Below are 22,654 nucleotides of genomic sequence, written 5' to 3' on the forward strand. Positions count from 1 at the left end.
AGAACATGATTAAACTATCTGGTGTTATAATAACCTTCAACGAAGAACGCAATATCGAAAAATGTTTACAATCTTTGGTTAATGTTGTTGATGAAATAGTTGTTGTAGATTCATTCTCTACAGATAGCACTAAAGCTATTTGCGAGAAATATAATGTGAAGTTTGTTGAACAAAAATTCTTAGGTTACATCGAACAGAAAAACTTTGCACTTGAACAAGCCAGTAACGATTATATTGTGTCTTTAGACGGTGATGAAGCCTTATCGGAGACGCTTCAAAAATCTATTGTAAAATTAAAACACAACTGGACTTTAAACGGCTATTACAGCAACCGCTTTAATAATTTTTGCGGTCAGTGGATTAAGTATTCCGACTGGTATCCAAACAAAAAATTACGTGTATTTGACAGGCGAAAAGCCCAATGGAGAGGCATCAATCCACATGACAATGTCGTGATGCATGATACAAATGAAAAAACAGGCTATTTAAAAGGTGACATTTTACATTGGACGTACCAAACCTATTCTGAATTTAACCTAAAAACCGAACACTTCTCCAGTATTTCCGCTAAGGCTTATCTGGATTTAGGTAAAAAATCTTCAATTTGGAAAATCCTTTTCAACCCAACCTGGGCCTTTTTTAAAGCCTACTTTTTACGCTTAGGATTCTTGGATGGTTTAAATGGATTTGTTATTTGTGTGCAAACCGCTAACATTACGTTTTTAAAGTATACTAAACTAAGAGAATTAGAAAAACAACAGGTTTAGTTTTTCTTCCAGAACTTGTATTTTTTCTTTAGTTCTTTTTTACGCTGAAAACGGTCTTGAAAATCAGAAGTCTCTTTCCACATAAGGTTAAAGACCTTTTCATATTCGTAACCAGAAACTTTAGCGTATTCGTCACTCATGACTTCCACCATGGATTTATGAATAGTTAAACGTGAAAAGTTCTTTATTCGCGTTTCAAAATCCAAAGTACCAAAATTCATCCTATTAAGATCTACTAAATAGAATCCGTATTGATCTCCTTCTTTACGTATTAAAGTATTTCCTGGCGAATGATCTAAAAAGTGAATGCCTTTTTCGTGTAAACTATAGGTAAATCTGGTAAAAGCTCTTAAAATAGTATCGTAATCAGGGTAATCGAATTGCTTGGTTAATTCTCTATAGGTTAAGTCGCAATCCAGATGTTCACTAATGTAAAAACTACGTTTGAATAAAAAAGGAGTAGCCTGTTCTAAATAAGCTATAGGTTTGGGTGTACCAACGCCTAATTCAATTAATCGATTAGCGTATTCAAAAGAACGTTGTGCTTTACTCTTCCGAAGAAATTTATAAGCTATTTGGTTAAAGATATTAGGAATTTTAAAAGCCTTAACATTTAAAACCTCTCCATGAAAGGGAAATATTTTAATCGTGTTCCTATCCTGATCCCCTATTTCACTTCCGTGGGAATCAAAATTTTCAACAATATCTAATATTTCCTTTTCCTGTGCTTTGTAAGCTTCTGCAAAAACTTTCTTCATTAGAACATTTTAGTTCAATAACCAATTATTTAAATTAAAATACAAAAAAGTAAGTTTAAACATTTTCTTTCCGTTTGGCACATATTTTTTGTTCTTTTTATGTGACTCTATAACTGTAATATGCTTTTTACCTTTTAATTCCTTATAGTCCTTAATACTAAACGACACCTTATTTTTAAAAGGCAGTTTATGAAACTCCAACAAATGTTCTTTAGTGGTGCGCTCTCTGTCACAAATTTTAAAATAATAATTATCTAAATTGGTTTCTTGTAACATGCGTTCTGTTCGCCGTTCCCACTTCTCTCTCGCTTCATTTTCAGTTTCATAATGGGTAAAATGAACCTCAATATCATCAAGCTTTGCCAATGGATACGTTAATTCTCTATCCGGGTAATTAGATGATGACACAAACTCCAACTTCTGATTCATATAATACTCAAAATTATTTAATAATTTCAAGTAACAAGGCCCATATAAAAATAAACCAACGAATGGTGAATTATAAGGTCTTTCATACCACTGATATGCTGTACCTCCCCAACAATTATTAGAGACAATTACAAAGTTTTTATCCTTTAATAATTCAATATCTTTTTTATTAATAACATTCTTAAACTTTTCCCTAAACTTTCTTTTAATAAAAACAGAACTTTCTCTTATCATAATTACTTCTATATTAAATCAAGGTTTTAACCGCCTCTTTTTTAATACGGCGCAATATTACTAAACATTTAAAGAATGTGAAAAAGTAATATTAAATTTGCACCAAAAACAAAACGATGCAAGCCGAAATAAATAAAGCCTTAGAAGTTCTAAAAAACGGTGGTTTAATATTATATCCAACCGATACCGTTTGGGGAATTGGTTGCGATGCTACAAACCCTGAAGCCGTTAAAAAAGTTTACGAACTTAAAAAACGAGAAGACAGCAAAGCTCTAATTTGTCTGGTTGCCGACGACCGCATGCTTAAAAAGTACGTAAAACAGGTTCCTCTTGTTGCTTTAAATATTATCGAGGTTACCGATAAACCTACAACCATTATATACGACGATGCTCGCAATTTGGCCGACAACCTTATTGCTGACGATCAAACTATTGCCATTCGTATACCCGACGACGAATTCTGTTATCAATTAACCCGAAGATTAAATGGCGCTATTGTTTCTACATCAGCTAATATTAGTGGAGAACCTACTCCAAAATCATATAAAGAAATAAGTCAAGAGGTTTTAAAAGGTGTAGACTATGTTGTAAATTTGCACCACGAAAAAAAATGCGACAAACCCTCATCAATTATTAAATTGAGTAACAATGGTGTCGTAAAAGTTATAAGACCTTAAAAATACATGTTTTCAGACTACGGTTTTCAATTAAAAAATTTGAAAATTCCTGTTTGAAATTTGATGATTATGAATCATAAGCAAGCTTTAGAGCACAACATATTTAAAGTAATTTCTCAATCTGCCAAAGAATTAAATCTCGATAGCTATGTTATAGGTGGCTTTGTTCGCGATTTTATTTTACAACGCGGTAACGCAAAAGACATTGATGTGGTTGCGGTTGGTGATGGTATTAAACTGGCAAAACAAGTTGCAAAAAACTTACCTAACAAACCAAAAGTACAGGTTTTTAAAACCTACGGCACAGCTATGTTGCGTTATGACGATATTGAAATTGAATTTGTTGGCGCTCGAAAAGAATCTTATGACGAAAACAGTAGAAATCCTGCTGTAGAAAATGGCACGCTTGAAGACGACCAAAACCGCCGTGATTTTACCATCAACGCTTTAGCACTTAATTTAAGTGAAGACGAATTTGGGAATCTTTTAGATCCTTTTGGAGGTATTGAAGATTTAGAAAACAAAATCATTCGCACCCCGTTAGATCCGGATATTACCTATAGCGACGATCCATTACGTATGATGCGGGCCATCCGATTTGCAACGCAACTAGGTTTTAGAATTGAAGATGAATCTTTACAGGCTATTACCAGAAATAGTAAGCGCATTGAAATCATCACCAAAGAACGTATTGTTGTCGAACTGAATAAAATTCTTGAAAGCGACAAACCATCAACTGGCTTTCTACTCCTTGAAAAAACAGGTCTATTACCTTATATCCTGCCTGAACTTATGGCTTTAAAAGGTATTGATGAAGTAGAAGGACAGCGCCACAAAGACAATTTCTACCATACTCTAGAAGTAGTTGATAATATTGCCGAAAACACCGACAACCTTTGGTTACGCTGGGCGGCTTTATTACATGATATAGGAAAAGCACCAACAAAAAAGTTTAGTAAAAAAGTTGGTTGGACATTTCACGGACATGAATTCGAAGGTTCAAAAATGGTCTACCGATTATTTAAAAGACTTAAAATGCCACTTAACGACAAAATGAAATTCGTTCAAAAAATGGTATTTATGAGTTCACGTCCTATTGTTTTAGCTCAGGATATCGTTACTGATTCTGCGGTACGTCGTTTAATTTTCGATGCCGGAGATTTTGTTGAAGATTTAATGACGCTTTGTGAAGCCGATATCACAACCAAAAACCCAAAAAAGTTTAAAAAGTACCATAACAACTTCAAAATTGTTCGTCAGAAAATCGTTGAAGTTGAAGAGCGCGACCATGTTCGAAATTTCCAACCGCCAATTTCGGGTGAAGAAATTATGGAAACCTTCAATTTAAAACCTTCAAAAGAAATAGGCATCATTAAAGAAACCATAAAAGAAGCCATTTTAGAAGGAGACATTCCAAATGAATATGAAGCCGCTTATAATTTAATGCTTCAAAAAGGAGAAAAATTAGGTCTTGTTGCTGTAAACAAATAGACCTATCAGCATAAAAAGCTATGAAAACAAAAGACAATAAACGTGTAATTTACTGGTTACTTTCCGGTTGTTTACTAATTTTCATCATGGTTATTGTAGGTGGAATTACCCGATTAACCGATTCTGGTTTATCGATTTCAAACTACAAATTAATTACAGGAACCATCCCTCCTATTGGCGACCAGGAATGGCAAGAAGCTTTTGATTTATACAAGCAATACCCAGAGTACCAAAAGTTAAATAATCATTTTACTATTGAAGATTTTAAATCGATTTACTTCTGGGAATGGCTGCACCGCGTCATTGGTCGTACCATTGGCATGGTTTTTATTCTTCCGTTCATCTACTTTTTAATAAGAAAACAACTCACAAAGGCAACTATAAAAAAATGTATTGTCTTATTAGGTCTCGGGGCTTTTCAAGGCTTTTTAGGTTGGTATATGGTAAAAAGTGGTTTAATAGATATGCCTGATGTAAGCCACTTTAGACTGGCAGCACATTTAATTACAGCTTTCATAACATTTGCAGCAACCCTTTGGGTCGCATTAGATTTAATTTACCCAAATAGAAAGCCAATAAACAAACCTATGCGAAACATAATTGTTGTAGGTTATTTAGTACTAATTATTCAAATTATTTATGGTGCGTTTGTTGCTGGATTAAAAGCTGGTTTATTACATAACCATTGGCCTTTAATGAATGAAGGGCAATTTATCCACTTTAGTGCTTACATATTAGAGCCCTTCTATAAAAACCTAATAGAAAACCCAAGTGGTATTCAATTTGTGCACAGAACAATTGCTTATCTGGTTGTATTTTGTATTGGTCTTATTTGGTGGAAATCTAAAAAATTCAACCTAACAGAATTACAAAGAAAAGGCGTTAACAGTTTAATTATTTTGGTTTTAGTTCAATTTGTTTTAGGGGTGTTTACAATACTATTACAAGTACCACTATGGTTAGGAATCGCCCATCAAATAGGGGCATTTTTCTTATTAAGCGCCATGACATTTACCTTGCATAGGTTCACAAAATAATTGAAAAAAAACATACCTTTGCACTTTAATTTTTTACAATGATTTACAGATTTAGAGTTATACTTGATAACGATCTTGAAGAGGATGTGTTTCGTGATTTAGAAATTCGTGAAGACGACACCCTTGAAGATTTACATAACACCATTACACAATCTTTTGGATTTGATGGTAATGAAATGGCTTCATTCTATTTAAGTGATGATGAATGGAACCAAGGTGAAGAAATTTCGTTATTCGATTTAAGCGACGATAATTCGGCTCGCTTGATGAACGAAACCTCTATTAACGATGCTGTAGACAAATCGCGCACCAAACTTATTTATGTTTACGACTTTTTAAGTATGTGGACATTTTACGTGGAATTAGCTGAAATTGCTGAAGAAAACGAAAGTGTAGACTATCCGAACCTCATGTTTGTTCACGGACAAATTCCTGATACAGCTCCAGAGAAAAACTTTGAAGCTGAAAAAGAATATGATGATTTTAATGACGAATTCGAAGACGGCTTTGATTTCGATGACTACGACGGTTTAGACTTCGACGAAAACTGGAACTAAAAAATAATCCCAAAGTTATTTAAACTTTAAAGGATTCACATTTTCATAATTATGGGTTAAATATTCTAGAGACTTCTTTAGAATATTTCCCATAGATTTACACTTTTTAAAACCGACATCTAAAGTATAATCGTATATTTTAGACTTCAATAATTTGATGTTTTCTTCTTTAGAAATCACATCATCCTCCATACATTCTAAGAGCGTTCCTATACGATTATGATAACTTTTTAAACGTTTCACCAATATAGAACGTTCTTCTATTTTATACTGATCTATTGATAATTTCTGAAACGTTTCAGATACCAATTCTACCATTTTTAAATTCTCTTTAAAAAACTGCGGACGGTAAATATTAAACTTTCCTTCATACGATTGCTGATCGAAATCTATCGCTCTAATTTTATACACCACATGATCAAAATCATGAGTAGGGACAATTACATAATTGTAGGAGCGCATATCGCCTAAAAGCCTTATCATACAGCGTTCATTAAACTTAACAAACTCCTTTGCAATTTGTGACTTTTCAGATTTATCACATTTAGGCAAGAACTTTTTAATAAACTCATCACCTGGAATACCCGCAATGTGCTCTTCAATTAATGTGTCTCTATACACCAAAAAATTTAAATTGTAAGGCGACAACATATGTTCTAACTCTAAACCATAAATACGCGAAGCATCTGCTCGTTTTATGTAGAAATACGTAAAATTATCATTTAAAATATTTCGTACTTTAATTCTGAAAGGTTTAGAATTTCCAAACGTACAATAGTCGATCGCATCAACACTTAAAAACGGAAAGGTGTTTTCATTTCCATCGGAATGCAATATGGTATATACCTTTTTTAAAGCATATTCAATCTCCTCACGCTCATAATCGTTATAATAAACACGAATCCAAAGGGTATCGTTATCTTCTTTATCATAAACTACAATAGACCCTTGAAAGCGCAATAAATCATCATAAAATATCGGTAATTTTATGTTTCTGTTGTATTCGGCTAAATAAGCATCAAGCTTTTCAGTTATAGGGTAAGATGGTTTCTTTTTTGAAATAATTAAATCGTTCATATGCATTTTGTTCCTTCAAATCGAGGTCATAATTTACTTATTTTATTTTAAACCTGTAACAAAATATAAGCTATATCGTCATACTTTTAACTAACCTGTGCTTCGGCATAAAAACTAAAACATTTGGAACCAATACTTAGCATTAATAATCTCACCAAAAATTTCGGTCATTTAACCGCTGTAAAAGACCTCTCATTTACTATAAACAAAGGCAATGTTTACGGTATTCTAGGTCCAAACGGCAGTGGAAAATCCACAACTTTAGGTATTGTTTTAAACGTGGTGAATAAAACCAGTGGCGATTTTAAATGGTTTGATGGTAACACAACAACTCATGATGCCTTAAAAAAAGTTGGTGCTATTATAGAGCGCCCTAACTTTTACCCTTATATGACAGCAACCCAAAACCTAAAACTGGTTTGTAAAATAAAAGGTGTTGACCAAAGTAAAATAGATGAAAAGCTGGAAATTGTTGGTCTGTTAGATCGTAAGGATAGTAAGTTTAGTAACTATTCGTTAGGTATGAAACAACGATTAGCAATTGCTTCTGCCCTGCTTAACGATCCGGAAATTTTAATTCTTGATGAACCAACAAACGGATTAGATCCTCAAGGTATTCATCAAATACGTGAAATTATAAAGCAAATTGCGGAAAAAGGCACGACTATTCTACTTGCCTCCCATTTATTAGACGAGGTTGAAAAGGTATGTTCTCATGTGGTGGTTTTAAGAAAAGGCGTGAAGCTATATTCCGGTCGTGTTGATGAAATGATTTCCAGTCATGGTTTCTTCGAGTTGAAAGCCAATAATCAAGAAGCATTAATTTCACTTTTAGAAAACCACAAATCGGTTTCAAAAATTAAAGTGAAAGACCATTTAGTCACAGCATTTTTAAATGAACCTATAGATAGCGGTACGTTTAACCAATACCTTTTTAATAATGGTATTGTGCTTACCCATTTAGTGCAACGTAAAGAAAGCCTGGAAGAGCAATTTTTACAATTAACAGACAAAAACTAACCGCTAAAAACCTACAAGCATGCTTCGATTATTACATCTAGAATTACAAAAATTATTATTGAATCGTACCAGTAAGGTATTAATATTTATATCCTTCATCCTACCTTTTTTTGTTATCCTTTTATCCTCGTTAAAAATTAACGTTTTTGGTTTTTTCACTTTAGAACTCGGTGAATTGGGCATTTTCAACTTCCCAGTCATCTGGCATTTAACTACATTTTTTGCATCGCAGTTTAAGTTCTTTTTTGCTATTGTGGTGGTAAGTATGATTGGTAACGAATACAGTAACAAAACCATAAAACAAAACCTGATAGACGGATTAAGTAAAAAGGAATTTATCTTGTCTAAATTTTACGCCATTATATTCTTTTCTCTAGCTTCAACAGTACTGATCGGATTAATTTCTTTATGTATTGGATTATACTATTCCAGTTACAACGAGTTTAATATCATAATTAGAGAAACTAGTTTTTTACTAGCGTATTTAGTCAAGCTTATTGGTTTCTTTAGTTTGTGTTTATTCTTCGGAATGCTAGCTAAACGCTCGGCATTCGCTTTAGCCTTTTTATTTATCCTTTTTATTTTAGAGTGGTTAGGGTTTGGCCTACTAACATGGCAATTCAATATGGATGTAGCCGAAAGCATTCAAAACTTTTTCCCTTTAAAATCAATGTATAAATTAATCGACCAACCGTTTCAACGTATTGCTATGACAAAGTTTCCGGATAAAGGCGAACTTATGTACGACTACGCCGTACATTGGTATGAAATCGCCATAGTTTTAGGTTGGACAGCACTTTTCATCTTTTTATCGTACAGACTGTTAAAAAAACGTGATTTATAACAATCTTTTAATAGATTTGTTATCATATGATAAAGAAAATAGCCACTCTATTAATATGTTTAAATGGCCTTTTGGGGTTTAGTCAAAGTGAAGCTTCTAACTGGTTTTTTGGCGATAATGCCGGGATTCGTTTTAATCTTGACGGAACCATTTCTGAACTTAACAACGGCCGTTTAAGTACCACCGAAGGTTGCGCTACGATTTCTGATGCCAACGGCAATCTTTTATTTTATACCGATGGTGTAAGCGTTTGGAACAAAAATCATAACCGTATGCCTAATGGTTTTGGGCTTTACGGTGACTCCTCAAGCACACAATCAGCCATAGTCGTACCACAACCCGAAAACCCGAATATCTATTATATTTTTACAGTAGACACCTCTGTTGGCAGAAATGATCCCGACTACGGATTTAATTACTCTATTGTAGATATGAGTTTAGAATCAGGTTTAGGTAATGTAACTACCAAAAATTCAAGATTGTTATCTAACTGTTCAGAAAAGGTTACTGCTGTTGTTAAAGATTGTGTTAGTCAATCGATATGGGTCATTACATTTGCACCAGATAGAACTGAATTTATTGACACCTATTATGCTTATGAAGTAAGTACGCGCGGCCTAAACACAACTCCTGTAAAATCGGCCTTTGCCACTAATATTGAAGATAAACGAGGTTATTTAAAATTATCTCCAGAAGGGACAAAACTAGTTTCTGCTAATGGTAGATACGGACTTTTCATCTATGATTTTGATAAAACCACGGGAGTTGTAAGCAATGAAACACGAATTGGTATTAGTTTTTCTAAAAACGGACAAAAGCCACAGGTTTCCTATGGTGTTGAGTTTTCTCCTAATAGTGAATTACTTTATATAACCTCTTATTATGAAACTACCGAAGAAGAAGGATTTAATCCTATTTACCAATATGGAGCTCTTTTACAATACGATGTAACTGCACCAAACATCAGTTTAACCGAGGTTGTTTTAGACCACCGACAAACCTATAGAGGTGCCCTACAATTAGGACCGAATGGTAAAATTTACCGTTCTATGAATCAAAGCTATAACCAAGGGTTGCCTTACCTATCAGTAATCAATTCCCCTAATAACAAAGGGGCTGCTAGTAATTATGCTCATAATGCACTTCAATTAAGTAGAAATGGGCGTCAAGGCTTACCGCCTTTTATCACTTCGTTCTTTTCACAAAAAATCGATATTATTGGTTATACAGATACCTTTTCTACTGAACTTGAATTATGCGAAGGAGACACCTATACCTTACAAGCACCAGAAATTCCTGGAGCTACTTACATCTGGTCGTATAATGGGCAAGAAATAACACATACCGATTATTTTTTAGAAGTAAATAAAGGAGGGGTTTACAGTGTTTTTATCGATCCAAATACTGGGGAATGCGACAAAACCTTAGAAGGTGTTGCTAACGTTATTTATAATGATAATCCAGTAGGGTTCGATTACACCTTAACCCAATGTGATGAAGATGGCATACAAGGTGGTTTTACCAGGTTTAATTTAACGGAAGCTTCAACGTATTTAACCGGTAACAATCCAGACCTGGATGTTGAATTTTATAAAGATGCATCACTTACAAATTTTATCGATGTCCCTGAAAGCTATAATTTCAATGCAGATGTACCAGAGCCGGTATACGGAAAAGTCTTCAATAAAGTCACGAACTGCTTTGATACTTCAACACTAACATTACAAGTTAGCACAACCCAAATCCCTGATTTTTCTGCTACACCTTTATGTGATGAACTGAATCCTGAAGACGGTCTCAATACATTTTATCTGGATGATATTTCAACGGAATTACGATCTTCTAATAATATTTCAACATCTAGCATTAAGTATTACAGAACCTATGATGACGCCCTTTTGGAACAAAACTCACTAGGCTCAAGTTTCGAAAACACAACACCTTACAACCAAACCATTTACTCCAGAATAGAAAACGACAACAGCTGCTTTGGCATCAATAAGATCTTCCTTTCGGTTAATAAAATACCAAAAGTTGAACCTGAAGACCACAAACTATACTGCTTAAATACTTACCCGGAAACCATTACTATTAGTGCTGGTATGCTTAACGATAGCCCCGATAATTACACCTACACTTGGTCAACCGGAGCAACAACACACGACATAGCTATTAATCAACCAGGAATTTATACAGTAACCATTTCCAATTCGGCTAATTGTAGTAAGGAAAGAACGGTAACTGTAGAAGCTTCGAATATTGCTACGATTGATAATATCAACGTTAAAGATGCCTCAAACAATAATAGCATAACAACAGTTGTATCTGGCGAAGGGCTTTACGAATTTGCTCTTTACGATGAAAATAATATACTTGTAACCGACTATCAGGAAAGTAATGTTTTTAACAACGTTCTTCCGGGAATTTATCAGGTTTATATCAGAGATATTAAAAACAACTGTGGTATGGTTTACCAAAGTGTATCGGTTATTGGCTTCCCGAAAGTATTTACCCCAAATAACGACGGATTTAATGACACCTGGCAGGTTTATGGAACCTCAGATATGTTTCAGCCAAATTCAAAAATTCAGATTTTTGATAGATATGGCAAACTATTAAAGGAATTAACTCCTCTAAATGGTGGTTGGGACGGAAATTTTAATGGCAAGCAGCTGCCAAACGATGACTACTGGTTTTTTGTAACGCTACAGGATGGTAGAATTTTCAAAGATCACTTTACCCTAAAACGCTAATATTTAACCTAATAATAACGCATTTCGTCGCATTTTCTTTGCGTTTCATCTAAATTTTAGCTACTTTTCACACGTTTAAAACTACGTTTTAATTAACCAATACCCAAACCATCTCAAGTGACTAAAAGCCTAAATACCTGTCTGAGTTTTATCCTGATTATTTTTGGATACCATTTTGTCTTTTCACAACAGATTACGGTAGACAATTCTATCACTGTTACAGACCTTATTGAAAACAACTTAGCCAGTAATTGTGTAGAAATTTCAAATGTAACAACCTCCATAAACGGTAACGTCAATGGATTTTCCAGCTTTGGTAGTTTTCAAAGCAGCAACACAAATTTTCCGTTGAGCCAAGGTATTATTCTATCTACAGGTAATGCGGCTTCTGCAGGAAACTCGGTTGTTTCTGATGATTTGAGTGAAGGCGATTTAAATTGGGGAACTGATCCCGATATAGAAGCCGCTTTAGGAACAAGTAATACCGTAAATGCTACAGTTATTGAGTTTGATTTTGTTGCCCTTTCAGATGTCATTCAGTTCAATTACATTTTCGCATCTGAAGAATACTATGCTAATTACCCTTGTAATTCATCGGATGGTTTTGCCTTTTTAATTCGAGAAGCCGGCAGCACAGGTCCTTATGAGAACATAGCTGTTGTACCCGGAACAAACACTCCTGTAACTGTTAACAATATTCACAGTGAAATTTTAGGTATTTGTGATGCTTCTAATGAAAATTACTTTGCTGGTTATAATCTTGCAAACACCAATTTCAATGGAAGCACGACGGTTTTAACGGCAGCTAGCAATGTCACTCCCAATGTACAATACCATGTAAAACTTATTGTTGCCGACCAGGCTGGAGACCCAGGTTACGATTCTGCGGTATTTATAGAATCTGCTACATTTAATGACCTAGACCTTGGCGATGATATTAATACCTGCTCAAGTAGTGTTACCCTTAACGGTGAAATACAAAATCCGTTAGCTACTTATGCCTGGTATAGAGACGATGTCCTTTTATCGGGTGAAACGAATCCCATTTTAACAACCTCTACAAGTGGCTTATATCGAGTTGAAGTTACTATAAGTGGCGTTAGCTGTGTTATCACCGACGAAGTTAATGTTACGATTGACACCGAATTAACCACCAATCCCATTTCGCCTTATGCATTATGTGATGCCAACGGAGATAATCAAGAAACTTTTAATTTATCAACTAAAAACAATGACGTTGTAAATGCTATTCCGGCGCTTCCTGCAAATTACACCATCGCCTATTATACTTCTAATGCCGATGCCCGAAATAACCCTGGTAACAATATCACTTCAATTACAACGGGATCTACAACCATTTATGTTCGAGTTGAGGACACTGATGCTGGTTGTTTGTTTTTTGGAACTATAGATTTAATTGTTAACGCTTTACCCAACGTAACACAACCTCCTGTTTGGGATATCTGTGATAACGACAACGTACCTAACGGCCAAACTGAAATAGATTTAAGAGAACAAGACGACATTATTACGAACGGACAAGCAAACCTATCTGTGAGTTACCACTTTTCGCAGGATGGAGCAATTAATGACTATGATGTTGTTGTTAATCCTTACACCAACACAACCCCTAATGAAACCCTATATGTTAGAGTTGAAGATACACAAACAGGCTGTACAAATACATCGGTTATATTAACACTAAATGTAACTAATGGTAATACGCAAATTGTAAGAGACCGCCAGTATCTTGATGCCTGCGATCCAGATCATGATGGCTTTGCTACTTTCGATTTAACACAAGTTATTAGTCGTATTTTAAATGGTGAAAGCGGATTCAACAATCCAACATACCACACCTCTCAGGAAGATGCCGAATCCGGCAGCAATCCCATTGCAGATCCGACAAATTTTCAAAATACTATTGCTAACGAACAAACTATTTTTATTCGTTTAGAAGACAGTACAACTGGATGTTATGCCATTATTCCTTTAGAAATTCACAGCAACTTATTACTTACAGGAACAGACACTAATGAGTTCGCCTTATGTGATGAAGCCGGCAGTAACGGGGTTATTGGTTTCGATTTGTACACGGTTGAAGGCTACATTATAGGTGAAATTCCAACCATATATTTCCCTATTGAAGTTTCCTTTTACGAAACACAAACCGATTTAGATAACGATAATGCTATTGATAAAGATGTGCTTTACGATGTTAGCGCTACCCAGCCCTCAACTCTATTAATTAAAATCGTAAATACCGATACTGGTTGTACCGAAGAAGAAGATATTATTTTACGCGTCAACCCCATTTTATTATTTACAACTCCCGATCCCTTACCTTACTGTGATACCGATAATGATGGACAGGCAGATGTATATTTAAATGAATTTGATGCCCAGATTCTTAATGGTAATACAGATTTTAGTGTTACTTACTTTGCCTCTGAAAATGATGCAATACAAAATTTGGCGGCGAACCAATTGCCCACTCCCTATTTTGTAGATCAGCAAACCACAGTTTGGGCACGTATTACGAATAACACTACAGGATGCCACACCGAAAACCCTTTCGATATTGCCATAGCAGTTGCTCCTGAAACAACTCCACCCAATGATATTATTATTTGCGATAACGATCAAGATGGATTTTCCATTGTGAATTTAGATGATACCATCGATGAATTAGTTGCGGATCCTAGTGGTTTAAACATAAGTTTTCACACATCACTTGCTAATGCTGAAGCAAACATAGCACCTATAACGAATTCTTCTGATTACGATGCCAATTCACAGCGTATATATGCTCGTGTTACCGATGCATCTGCTACAACGGCCTGCCCTTCTATTCAGTCATTCGATATTATCATTAACACCCTTCCAGTAGTCCCCTCCATTTCAACCTATCAAATTTGTGTTCCACAAGGTACTACTGCGGCTGAATTTATATTTTCGAATAAAGATGCTGAAATTTTAAATGGCCAAACCGGTAAAGAAGTATATTATTTTGAAGATAGTAGTTTCACAACCTTAATCGACAAAAACTCAACTTACAACAGCTCAGGGGCGCAAACCATTTATGTTCGTGTTGAAAATATTTCAGATCCGAGTTGTAACGCTACTGGTTCATTTGATTTAGCCGTCGATACCTTACCTGTTTATAATGAAAACTTTAACGATTTCCCTCCGGTATGCCAAAGTATTGCCAACGATTACACTTTCAATTTTGAAGAAAAACGTCAGGAGATTACTCAAGGGAGCACCGATAATTTAAACATTCAATTTTTCTTAGATGAAAATGATGCCATAAACAATACAGGAACACCGTTACCAGATCAGTTCACTTATACCTTTAACGCTCAAAACCGACAAGGCCAATTTTATGCACGTATCGAAAATGCAGGAAATGCCTGTGCCTTAGTTGAAGTTGTAAGATATATTACCTTTCCAACACCACATATTTTATCGGCAACTATAGCCCCTGTTTGTGATACAGATTACGACGGCACTACAACCATAGACCTAACAACAACGGTTTACGATATTGAAAATGTAAGATTCAGTGATGTTGCCATTACATACTTTGAGGACGAAGATTTGCTTAATGAAATACCTTCTTCAACCATAAATACGTACCCAATAACAACCAGCAAAACCATATATGTTAAAGCTGAAATTGAAATTACTGGTTGCTATGATTATATAGCTATGGATTTACAAGTCAATTTACCTCCTGCCGTAAATACCATTGCCCCGATTCCTTTTTGTGATAACGCTACCAATAGTTACGACTTATCTCAGGTAGATAATATGCTCGTCGATAATACTAATAATATTACGATCACCTACCATGATTCGCAATTAGATGCCGAAAATGGTACTTCTGCCCTTAGTACAAATTACACATATACCAGTAACAATCCTACTATTTACGCAAGAGTAGCAAATAGCTCTACTGGGTGTTTTGTAACACAAGCTTTTGAACTACAAATCAACCCAAATCCTATTGCTAACACGCCACAGGATTTTGAGGATTGTGACGATGATTTTGATGGCTTTTTAGAATTCAATTTAACGAATAACAACGCTACTATTTTAGGTAATCAAAATGCTGCCGAATATACAATTACCTATCATAACGATATTAGCAATGCTATGGACGGAATAAGTCCTTTAGGTGACTTACACGCCGCTGTTGATGGTGAAGTTGTATATGCACGAATTGAAAATAATACCACAGAATGTTACGACGTCACCCAGTTTACCATTTATGTAAACCCATTACCAATTATCCCAATTGAAGATGTCCAGCCACTTTGCCTTGACGATTTACCGCAAACCTTGAGTGCCGAAACCGGAAATGCAGGAGACACTTATCTTTGGGATACAGGAGAAATAACCCCTGAAATTGAATTAGACATTGCCGATATTGGAGCACACTGGGTAGAAGTCACAACCCCTGATGGCTGTTCGCTTAGAAAGGATTTTAACCTTATTGAATCTGAAATAGCGGATATCAACTTCACGACTAAAGTTGATTTTGCCGACCCAAACAGTATCACCGTAGATGTAAGCGGTATCGGTAATTATGTTTATATTTTAGATAATGGCGAGCCTCAAACTTCAAACGTATTTAACAATGTTACCTTCGGACTTCATCAGGTTACTATTAGAGATTTAAATGGCTGTGAAGATGTTATTACCGAGGTATTTGTGTTTGATATTCCTAAATTCTTCACCCCGAATAACGACGGCACTTTCGATACCTGGCACGTTATAGGTATCAACCAGCTTCCGGGGACTTTAGTTTATATTTATGATCGCTATGGGAAACTATTAAAAACCTTAACGCATAATTCTATAGGTTGGGATGGCACTTTCAATGGACATCCTATGCCTTCAAACGACTATTGGTTTGTTGCCAAAATCATTCAAAATGGCCCCCCTTTTGAAGTGAAAGGACATTTCGCATTAAAACGTTAAAAGTCCAATAGATTTCTAATGAAGTTTTTATCTTTACAGGTATAGTTCATTCATAATGAAGCACCTCGTAATTATAAGCTTTCTTTTAATTTACAAACTTGGTTTTACGCAAAATGTTCAGGTAGACAGCCAATCTTATACAGCGCAGCAACTTATTGAAGATATTCTAATAGGCAGTAACTGCATTTCTAATGTTGTAGTAACCAATGTTAGTGGAGGAAACTTTAACGGTACCGACCAAAGTTATGGTTATTTTGACGCTTCAGGAACCTCCTTTCCTTTTCAAAGTGGTGTGGTTTTAAGTACCGGTAAACTCTCAAATGTTACCGGTCCCAACACAACATTAAGTGATGATAATGCCAATAACTGGAATGGCGACAATGATCTGGAAAATATTTTAAACGAAAGCAACACTACCAATGCAACTATTATAGAATTTGAATTCACTTCCATAGCTTCACAAATTAGTTTTCGCTACCTTTTTGCTTCCGAAGAATATCAGGAAAATAATGCGAACACCTGCCAATATTCCGATTTGTTTGGCTTTTTAATTCGAAATGTAAATGACGTGCAATACGATAATATTGCGCTTATCCCTAACACGCAAACCCCCGTAAAAGTGACTACAGTCCATCCGGAAATTCCAAATGGATGTGCTGCTCAAAACGAAGCTTATTTTGGGAGTTGGAATAATACCTCTGCTCCTATTAATTTTAACGGCCAAACAACTGTATTAACTGCCACCGCTAACACGGTTCCTAATGAGACTTATCATGTTAAACTGGTAATTGCAGACGAACAAAATTACCGATACGACTCGGCAGTATTTCTTGAGGCAGGCAGTTTTATCCTCAATACCGATTTAGGCGAACATCGTCTTGTTGCAACTAACAATCCACTTTGTGAAAATGAAACAATCACTCTTGACGCCAGTTCTTCCAATGGTATTTCCTATAAATGGTTTAAAGATAATATCGCTCTTATTAATGAGACAAATAGCACCTATATAGCTACCGAAACAGGCACCTATAACGTAGAAATTGATTTGGGTAATAATTGTACATCTTATGGAGAAATTACAATTGAATATATTGAAAAGCCAATAGTTTCAAACACGACATTAATGGCCTGCGACGAAAATCAGGATGGATTAACAACTTATAATCTTTTTGACGTAGAACAAACAATTACCAATGGCGATAACACATTACAAATATCTAATTTCTACAGAATACCATCTGATGCAGAGAATCAACTGAATGAAATATCAAACCCTTCAACATTTGAAAACACCATACCACAACAAATTGTTTATGCTCGCGTTGAAAACCAAAATCAATGTTTTTCTATAGCTGAAATCACTTTAGATATTTCAACTAACAACATTGTAATTGCTCCTTTTGAAACCTGTGATGATGACACTCCTGACGGATTCACACTCTTCAATCTTGACGATTTAAGAAATCGCATTGAACCTAATATTCCTGTGAATTCTGTAATAACTTTTTATAAAACCACAGATAATTTATTTTCTGAAACCAATGCACTGCCTGATGCCTATGAAAATGTTGATGCATATACTGAAACCATTTGGGTTAAAATAGAAAATGGCTTTGACTGTTATGCAGTTTCTTCTGTTGATCTTGTCGTATTAGAATCACCACAATTTTCATCCATAGAAAATATTGGTTATTGTTTAAATAGCTATCCAGAAACCATAACTATTGATTCTGGTCTTTTAAATGCGTCAAATAACAATCCAACCTATCAATGGTATTTAAACAACAGTATAATTTCACAAAACACCTCAACTATAAACGTTAACGAAACCGGGAAGTATACAGTTACCGTTACATTTAACAATGGATGTGCAGTAAGTAACAGCATCGACGTTGTTCCTTCAAATCTTGCTACCATTGAAAATATAGATATTCTTCAAGCATCAGAAAACAGTACTGTAACCATTAATGTTTCTGGAGAAGGTATTTATGAATTTGCTATAGATAATTCAATATTTCAAGACAGTAATACTTTCAGCAATGTATCAGCCGGTATTCATACCGTTTATGTAAATGACCTTAACGGATGTGGAATGGTACAACAGCAGATTTCGGTTTTGGGTTTTCCTAAATATTTTACACCAAATGGTGATGGCATTAACGACTTCTGGAAACCTTATGGCGTAACTTCTGAATTTTATAACGATATTGACATAAAAATTTTTAACCGCTACGGTAAGCTTATTAAACAAATAAACCCGTCTCAATCTGGCTGGAATGGCACACTTCAAGGACAACCTCTACCCAACGACGACTACTGGTATCGTGTAGTTTTAAAAGACGGCTCAAAATATACCGGACACTTTTCTTTAAAGCGTTAAAAATCAATTCTAAATATTTATATATTTGTTAGTTATGACAAAAACGCAAACTAACAAAACTAAATACATAGCCCTTTTTACTATTTGCTTTTTAGGCCTTGTTTTAAAGGGGTTTTCTCAAACCTGCTCATTAGGGAATCCCGTTTTTACAGAAAACTTCGGGTCTGGAACTGCTCGGCTGGGCCCATCATTAAACCAAGACCCGAATGCCGATGTGCATCCCGATTTCAGACCGGCGCAATTATACACCTATGTTGGCGGAAACGGTACAGTTGGTTATGACCAATATGGATTAATGAAAAACCCATACGATGCTGCCCCCGGTGGAGCTGGATGGAATGATAGTTTTACAGACCACACAGGAAACACAAACGGTTATCTTTATTATTGCGATGCAGGAACAGATTTAAACGTGTTTTATGCTCAAAAAATAGATGGCCTTTGTAATGATATTGAATACGAACTATCGGCTTGGTTTGCAAAATCTAACGAACCTGGTTACTTTATAGATCCTAACATTAAGTTAATTGTTGGTTTTACTGATGCTAATGATATCCCTTTAGGAAATATAATTGACACCGACACTGGTTCCATCACAGGAATAGGTGTCAACCGCTGGCATAAAAAAACACTGGTTTTTACCGTTCCTTCTGGCACAGAAAACATTTATTTTATGCTTAAAAATAATGTATCCGGTCAAGCAGGTAACGATTTAGTTATAGATGATATTGAAGTACGCCCGTGTGGGCCTCAAATTGAAATTAGCGATGCAACAAATAGTATAGTTAACAATGAAACATATTGTCTGAGTGGAACAACAGATACGACGGTAAATTTATCTGCTGACATACCAAGCAATTTTGTTATGATCTGGCAAGAATCAACTTCAGCTGGCATCTGGACAGATATACCAAATGAAACCAACCCGACATTAAACTATACTATTCCTGCAAATTCAAATAGCTTTCATCATTTTAGGCTAAAGTTTGCGCATAATGCCAATAATCTTATAAATAGTAGTTGTAATTTCTTTACCGACCCTGTAAATTATTACTTTACCGATGCTAATGTGGTACCAAATTTACAGTTATGCGATAACGATAATAATGGCAACACCACTTTTGACTTAACCCAACAAATAAACAGCATAAATAGTTCTGCAGGTGTCAGCATTACCTATTATGAAAGTTTAGCGGAAGCTCAAAACGGAACGTCCTTTATTTTAAACCCAGCCAACTATAATAGTAGTAGCAAAACTATTTACGCCAGAGTAGAAAACATCTTTAACCCTGATTGCTATGCCATTTCTAATTTTAATTTAGAAGTCTATAACTCAGCCTTTCCTTTAGATGCTGCAAACATCTACCCTATTGAAGAATGTGATGACACTTCCGTAGGAACAGATACAGATGGCTTTAAAATTATAGACATCACCCAAAGAAAAACCGAAATTCTTAATGGTCAATCAGATTCTGAATTTACGCTTACTTATTTTACAGATGCCTTGTATGTGGACGAAATACTTAATCCCACAACATTTACTAATACGGTCTCCGGAGGACAAACTATTTATGTTAGAATGACCAATAACAATTTTATCGATTGTTATTCAGATACCAGTTTTCAAATTGAAATCTTCAAATTACCGGAAGTTAACACTCCTGGTCTTTACGCACAATGTGATGACGCTGCAAACGATGGTTTCGCGCTCTTTAATTTAACGCTGGATGACATTAAAGAAGAAATAAACCCTAATTATATAACTGAAAGCTTAACATTCACCTACTACAATAATCAAAATGAAGCCGAAAATAAAGGTTCAAATATAACTTCACCTGAAAGCTACACAAACCAACTTGCTTTCACTAACGAAACCATTTGGATTCGTGTTGAAAACCCTAATGGCTGTTACCGGGTAGTTTCGTTAGAATTACAAGTCAACCCTTCTGGCAGTGCTCTGGATGCCTATAACCCTGTGGCTATACATCAATGTGATGATGGCTTAGATAAAAGAGATGGAATTTCAACTTTCGACTTGAGTGATATTAAAAATTATATTGCAAACAACTTATTTTCCTCTATTCCCGCTACGGTACATCTTTACGAAAATCAAACCGATGCGGAATTAGAAATCAATGAAATAATAAATGTCGACACCCATCAAAATACCAATTCACCTCATAGCCAAAATATTTGGGTGCGCATAAAGAGTAGCTTGGCTAATGACTGTTTAGGATTAAAAGAATTTCAAAATCTGCTAATTGTTGAAAGCCTACCAGTTGCAAATCCTGTTTCTCTTAATCCTGAATGTGATTACGATACGACTAACACTATTTTAAACTTTCCTTTTGACACATCACAAATTGAAGCTACAGTTTTAGGAAACCAAAATCCGGCTAATGTTACCGTTTCCTATTTTGACGAACAAGGAAACCTGTTGCCTAGCCCGTTACCAAATCCTTTTTTAACCGAGAACCAAACCATTACCATTCGGGTGACTAATAACACAACAGAAGACCCTGATGGTGCTTGTTTTGATGAAACGACACTTAAATTTATTATTCACGAGCAACCTATTGCAAATGCTGTTGATCCACAAGAATTCTGTGATGATGGCACTGATGGTACATATATAAATGATGGCCTCCATAATTTTGACACATCTACTTTTTCAAATGTGATTTTAGGCAATCAAGCCAATATGGACATCTATTTTTCCTATATCGATAGCAATGGTACCGCAATAATCAACGCAACCACACTACCTAATCCATTGGTTTCAGCAACACAAACGATAACGGTAGATGTTATTAATCCTCTAAACACAAATTGTGTGGCTTCAACTAATATCCAATTAATTGTCAATCCTATGCCTGAATTCACTATAAATGAAGAAGAAATTGTTTGTACATCCGATCCTTCTTTTACTGTAACCTTAACACCAATACAAGCCAACGCTTCAGAAGTATTTAACTACTCATGGGCCTTTGAAGGCGGTACCGAAATTTCAAACAACACAACTTTAGATGTATCCACTCCTGGAAACTATTCGATAACATTAACTAATCCTACAACACTTTGTTCATCTACTAAAACAGTTTCTGTTAAAGCTTCAGAATTAGCAAGGATAACTCAAGACGACATAACCATCGTAGACATATCGGACAATAATAGTGTCACTATAAATAACCCTGAAAGTTTAGGTTCTGGAACCTATCAATTTGCTTTAGAATCTAAAGATGGGGCAGTCACGTTTTCTTATCAGGATAGTCTTGTGTTTAATAATGTGAGAGCCGGCGATTACACCCTGTTTGTTAAAGATGATATTTGTGGAACCGTTGAAATTGATGTGTTTGTTATTGGCTACAGAAAATTCTTCACACCAAACGGAGATGGTCAAAATGATTTATGGAAAATTCAGGGCATAAATAATTCTCAGGCTTCAAGCTTGGTATACATCTATAACCGCTACGGAAAATTAATCAAACAACTAAATCCACTGGGTAATGGCTGGGATGGCACTTTAAATGGTGAACTATTAGCAACAGATGACTATTGGTTTACTGTTCAGCTAACCGATGGCAGATCGTTTACTGGGCACTTTACTTTAAAGCGATAAGAGTTATATTTTGTGTAATTTTGCA

14 protein-coding genes are annotated in these 22,654 nt (G+C 35.3%); 11 read left to right on the plus strand and 3 right to left on the minus strand.

Annotation, left to right across the window (positions count from 1 at the left end; all coding sequences use genetic code 11):
* Positions 1 to 5: 5 nt before the first annotated feature.
* Positions 6 to 767 (plus strand): glycosyltransferase family 2 protein, encoded by a 762-nt coding sequence (locus tag RBH94_RS00330; RefSeq protein ID WP_307881868.1) that lies wholly within the window; start codon positions 6 to 8, stop codon positions 765 to 767.
* On the opposite strand, the gene RBH94_RS00335 is transcribed toward RBH94_RS00330, so the two are convergent.
* Both RBH94_RS00335 and RBH94_RS00340 read right to left on the minus strand, forming a co-directional pair.
* Positions 764 to 1,525, minus strand: coding sequence for a lipopolysaccharide kinase InaA family protein (locus RBH94_RS00335; RefSeq protein ID WP_307881869.1), 762 nt, complete (start codon positions 1,523 to 1,525; stop codon positions 764 to 766). The genes RBH94_RS00330 and RBH94_RS00335 overlap by 4 nt on opposite strands.
* A gap of 9 nt (positions 1,526 to 1,534) precedes the next feature.
* Positions 1,535 to 2,188, minus strand: a complete 654-nt coding sequence (locus RBH94_RS00340) for a DUF1919 domain-containing protein (RefSeq protein WP_307881870.1) — start codon at positions 2,186 to 2,188, stop codon at positions 1,535 to 1,537.
* A 116-nt stretch (positions 2,189 to 2,304) separates the two neighbouring features.
* Here RBH94_RS00340 and RBH94_RS00345 point away from each other — a divergent pair, with 116 nt between their 5' ends.
* From RBH94_RS00345 to RBH94_RS00360, 4 genes are all read left to right on the plus strand, one after another.
* Positions 2,305 to 2,865, plus strand: coding sequence for an L-threonylcarbamoyladenylate synthase (locus RBH94_RS00345; protein WP_307881871.1), 561 nt, complete (start codon positions 2,305 to 2,307; stop codon positions 2,863 to 2,865).
* Between the two features lie 69 nt (positions 2,866 to 2,934).
* On the plus strand, positions 2,935 to 4,356 hold the full coding sequence (locus tag RBH94_RS00350; RefSeq protein WP_307881872.1) for a CCA tRNA nucleotidyltransferase: 1,422 nt from the start codon (positions 2,935 to 2,937) through the stop codon (positions 4,354 to 4,356).
* Positions 4,357 to 4,376: 20 nt separating this feature from the next.
* On the plus strand, positions 4,377 to 5,393 hold the full coding sequence (locus RBH94_RS00355; protein ID WP_307881873.1) for a COX15/CtaA family protein: 1,017 nt from the start codon (positions 4,377 to 4,379) through the stop codon (positions 5,391 to 5,393).
* A 38-nt stretch (positions 5,394 to 5,431) separates the two neighbouring features.
* Positions 5,432 to 5,950 (plus strand): hypothetical protein, encoded by a 519-nt coding sequence (locus tag RBH94_RS00360; RefSeq protein ID WP_307881874.1) that lies wholly within the window; start codon positions 5,432 to 5,434, stop codon positions 5,948 to 5,950.
* Between the two features lie 15 nt (positions 5,951 to 5,965).
* Here the strand turns inward: RBH94_RS00360 and RBH94_RS00365 are convergent, their stop codons facing one another.
* A complete protein-coding gene (locus tag RBH94_RS00365) occupies positions 5,966 to 7,027 on the minus strand; it encodes a hypothetical protein (protein WP_188223367.1) in 1,062 nt (353 codons plus the stop codon).
* A 123-nt stretch (positions 7,028 to 7,150) separates the two neighbouring features.
* On the opposite strand from RBH94_RS00365, the gene RBH94_RS00370 reads away from it, so the two are divergent.
* The 6 genes from RBH94_RS00370 (at position 7,151) to RBH94_RS00395 (ending at position 22,629) form a co-directional block, all read left to right on the plus strand.
* The gene (locus tag RBH94_RS00370) at positions 7,151 to 8,047 is read left to right on the plus strand and encodes an ABC transporter ATP-binding protein (RefSeq protein WP_307881875.1); all 897 of its coding nucleotides are present in this window, start codon (positions 7,151 to 7,153) and stop codon (positions 8,045 to 8,047) included.
* 19 nt (positions 8,048 to 8,066) lie between these two features.
* Positions 8,067 to 8,891 carry an ABC transporter permease gene (locus RBH94_RS00375; protein ID WP_188223365.1) on the plus strand — a complete coding sequence of 275 codons (825 nt, stop codon included), beginning with the start codon at positions 8,067 to 8,069 and terminating at the stop codon, positions 8,889 to 8,891.
* 26 nt (positions 8,892 to 8,917) lie between these two features.
* Entirely contained in the window at positions 8,918 to 11,644 is a 2,727-nt protein-coding gene (locus tag RBH94_RS00380; RefSeq protein WP_307881876.1) for a T9SS type B sorting domain-containing protein, read from the plus strand.
* Positions 11,645 to 11,761: 117 nt separating this feature from the next.
* Positions 11,762 to 16,630, plus strand: coding sequence for a choice-of-anchor L domain-containing protein (locus RBH94_RS00385; RefSeq protein ID WP_307881877.1), 4,869 nt, complete (start codon positions 11,762 to 11,764; stop codon positions 16,628 to 16,630).
* 55 nt (positions 16,631 to 16,685) lie between these two features.
* On the plus strand, positions 16,686 to 19,010 hold the full coding sequence (locus tag RBH94_RS00390; RefSeq protein ID WP_307881878.1) for a T9SS type B sorting domain-containing protein: 2,325 nt from the start codon (positions 16,686 to 16,688) through the stop codon (positions 19,008 to 19,010).
* 34 nt (positions 19,011 to 19,044) lie between these two features.
* Positions 19,045 to 22,629: a T9SS type B sorting domain-containing protein gene (locus tag RBH94_RS00395; protein WP_307881879.1), complete on the plus strand. Its 3,585-nt coding sequence runs from the start codon at positions 19,045 to 19,047 to the stop codon at positions 22,627 to 22,629.
* Positions 22,630 to 22,654 lie beyond the last annotated feature (25 nt).

Origin of the sequence: Aestuariibaculum sp. YM273, assembly GCF_030908365.1 — a bacterium.
Classification (GTDB): Bacteria; Bacteroidota; Bacteroidia; order Flavobacteriales; family Flavobacteriaceae; genus Aestuariibaculum; species Aestuariibaculum marinum.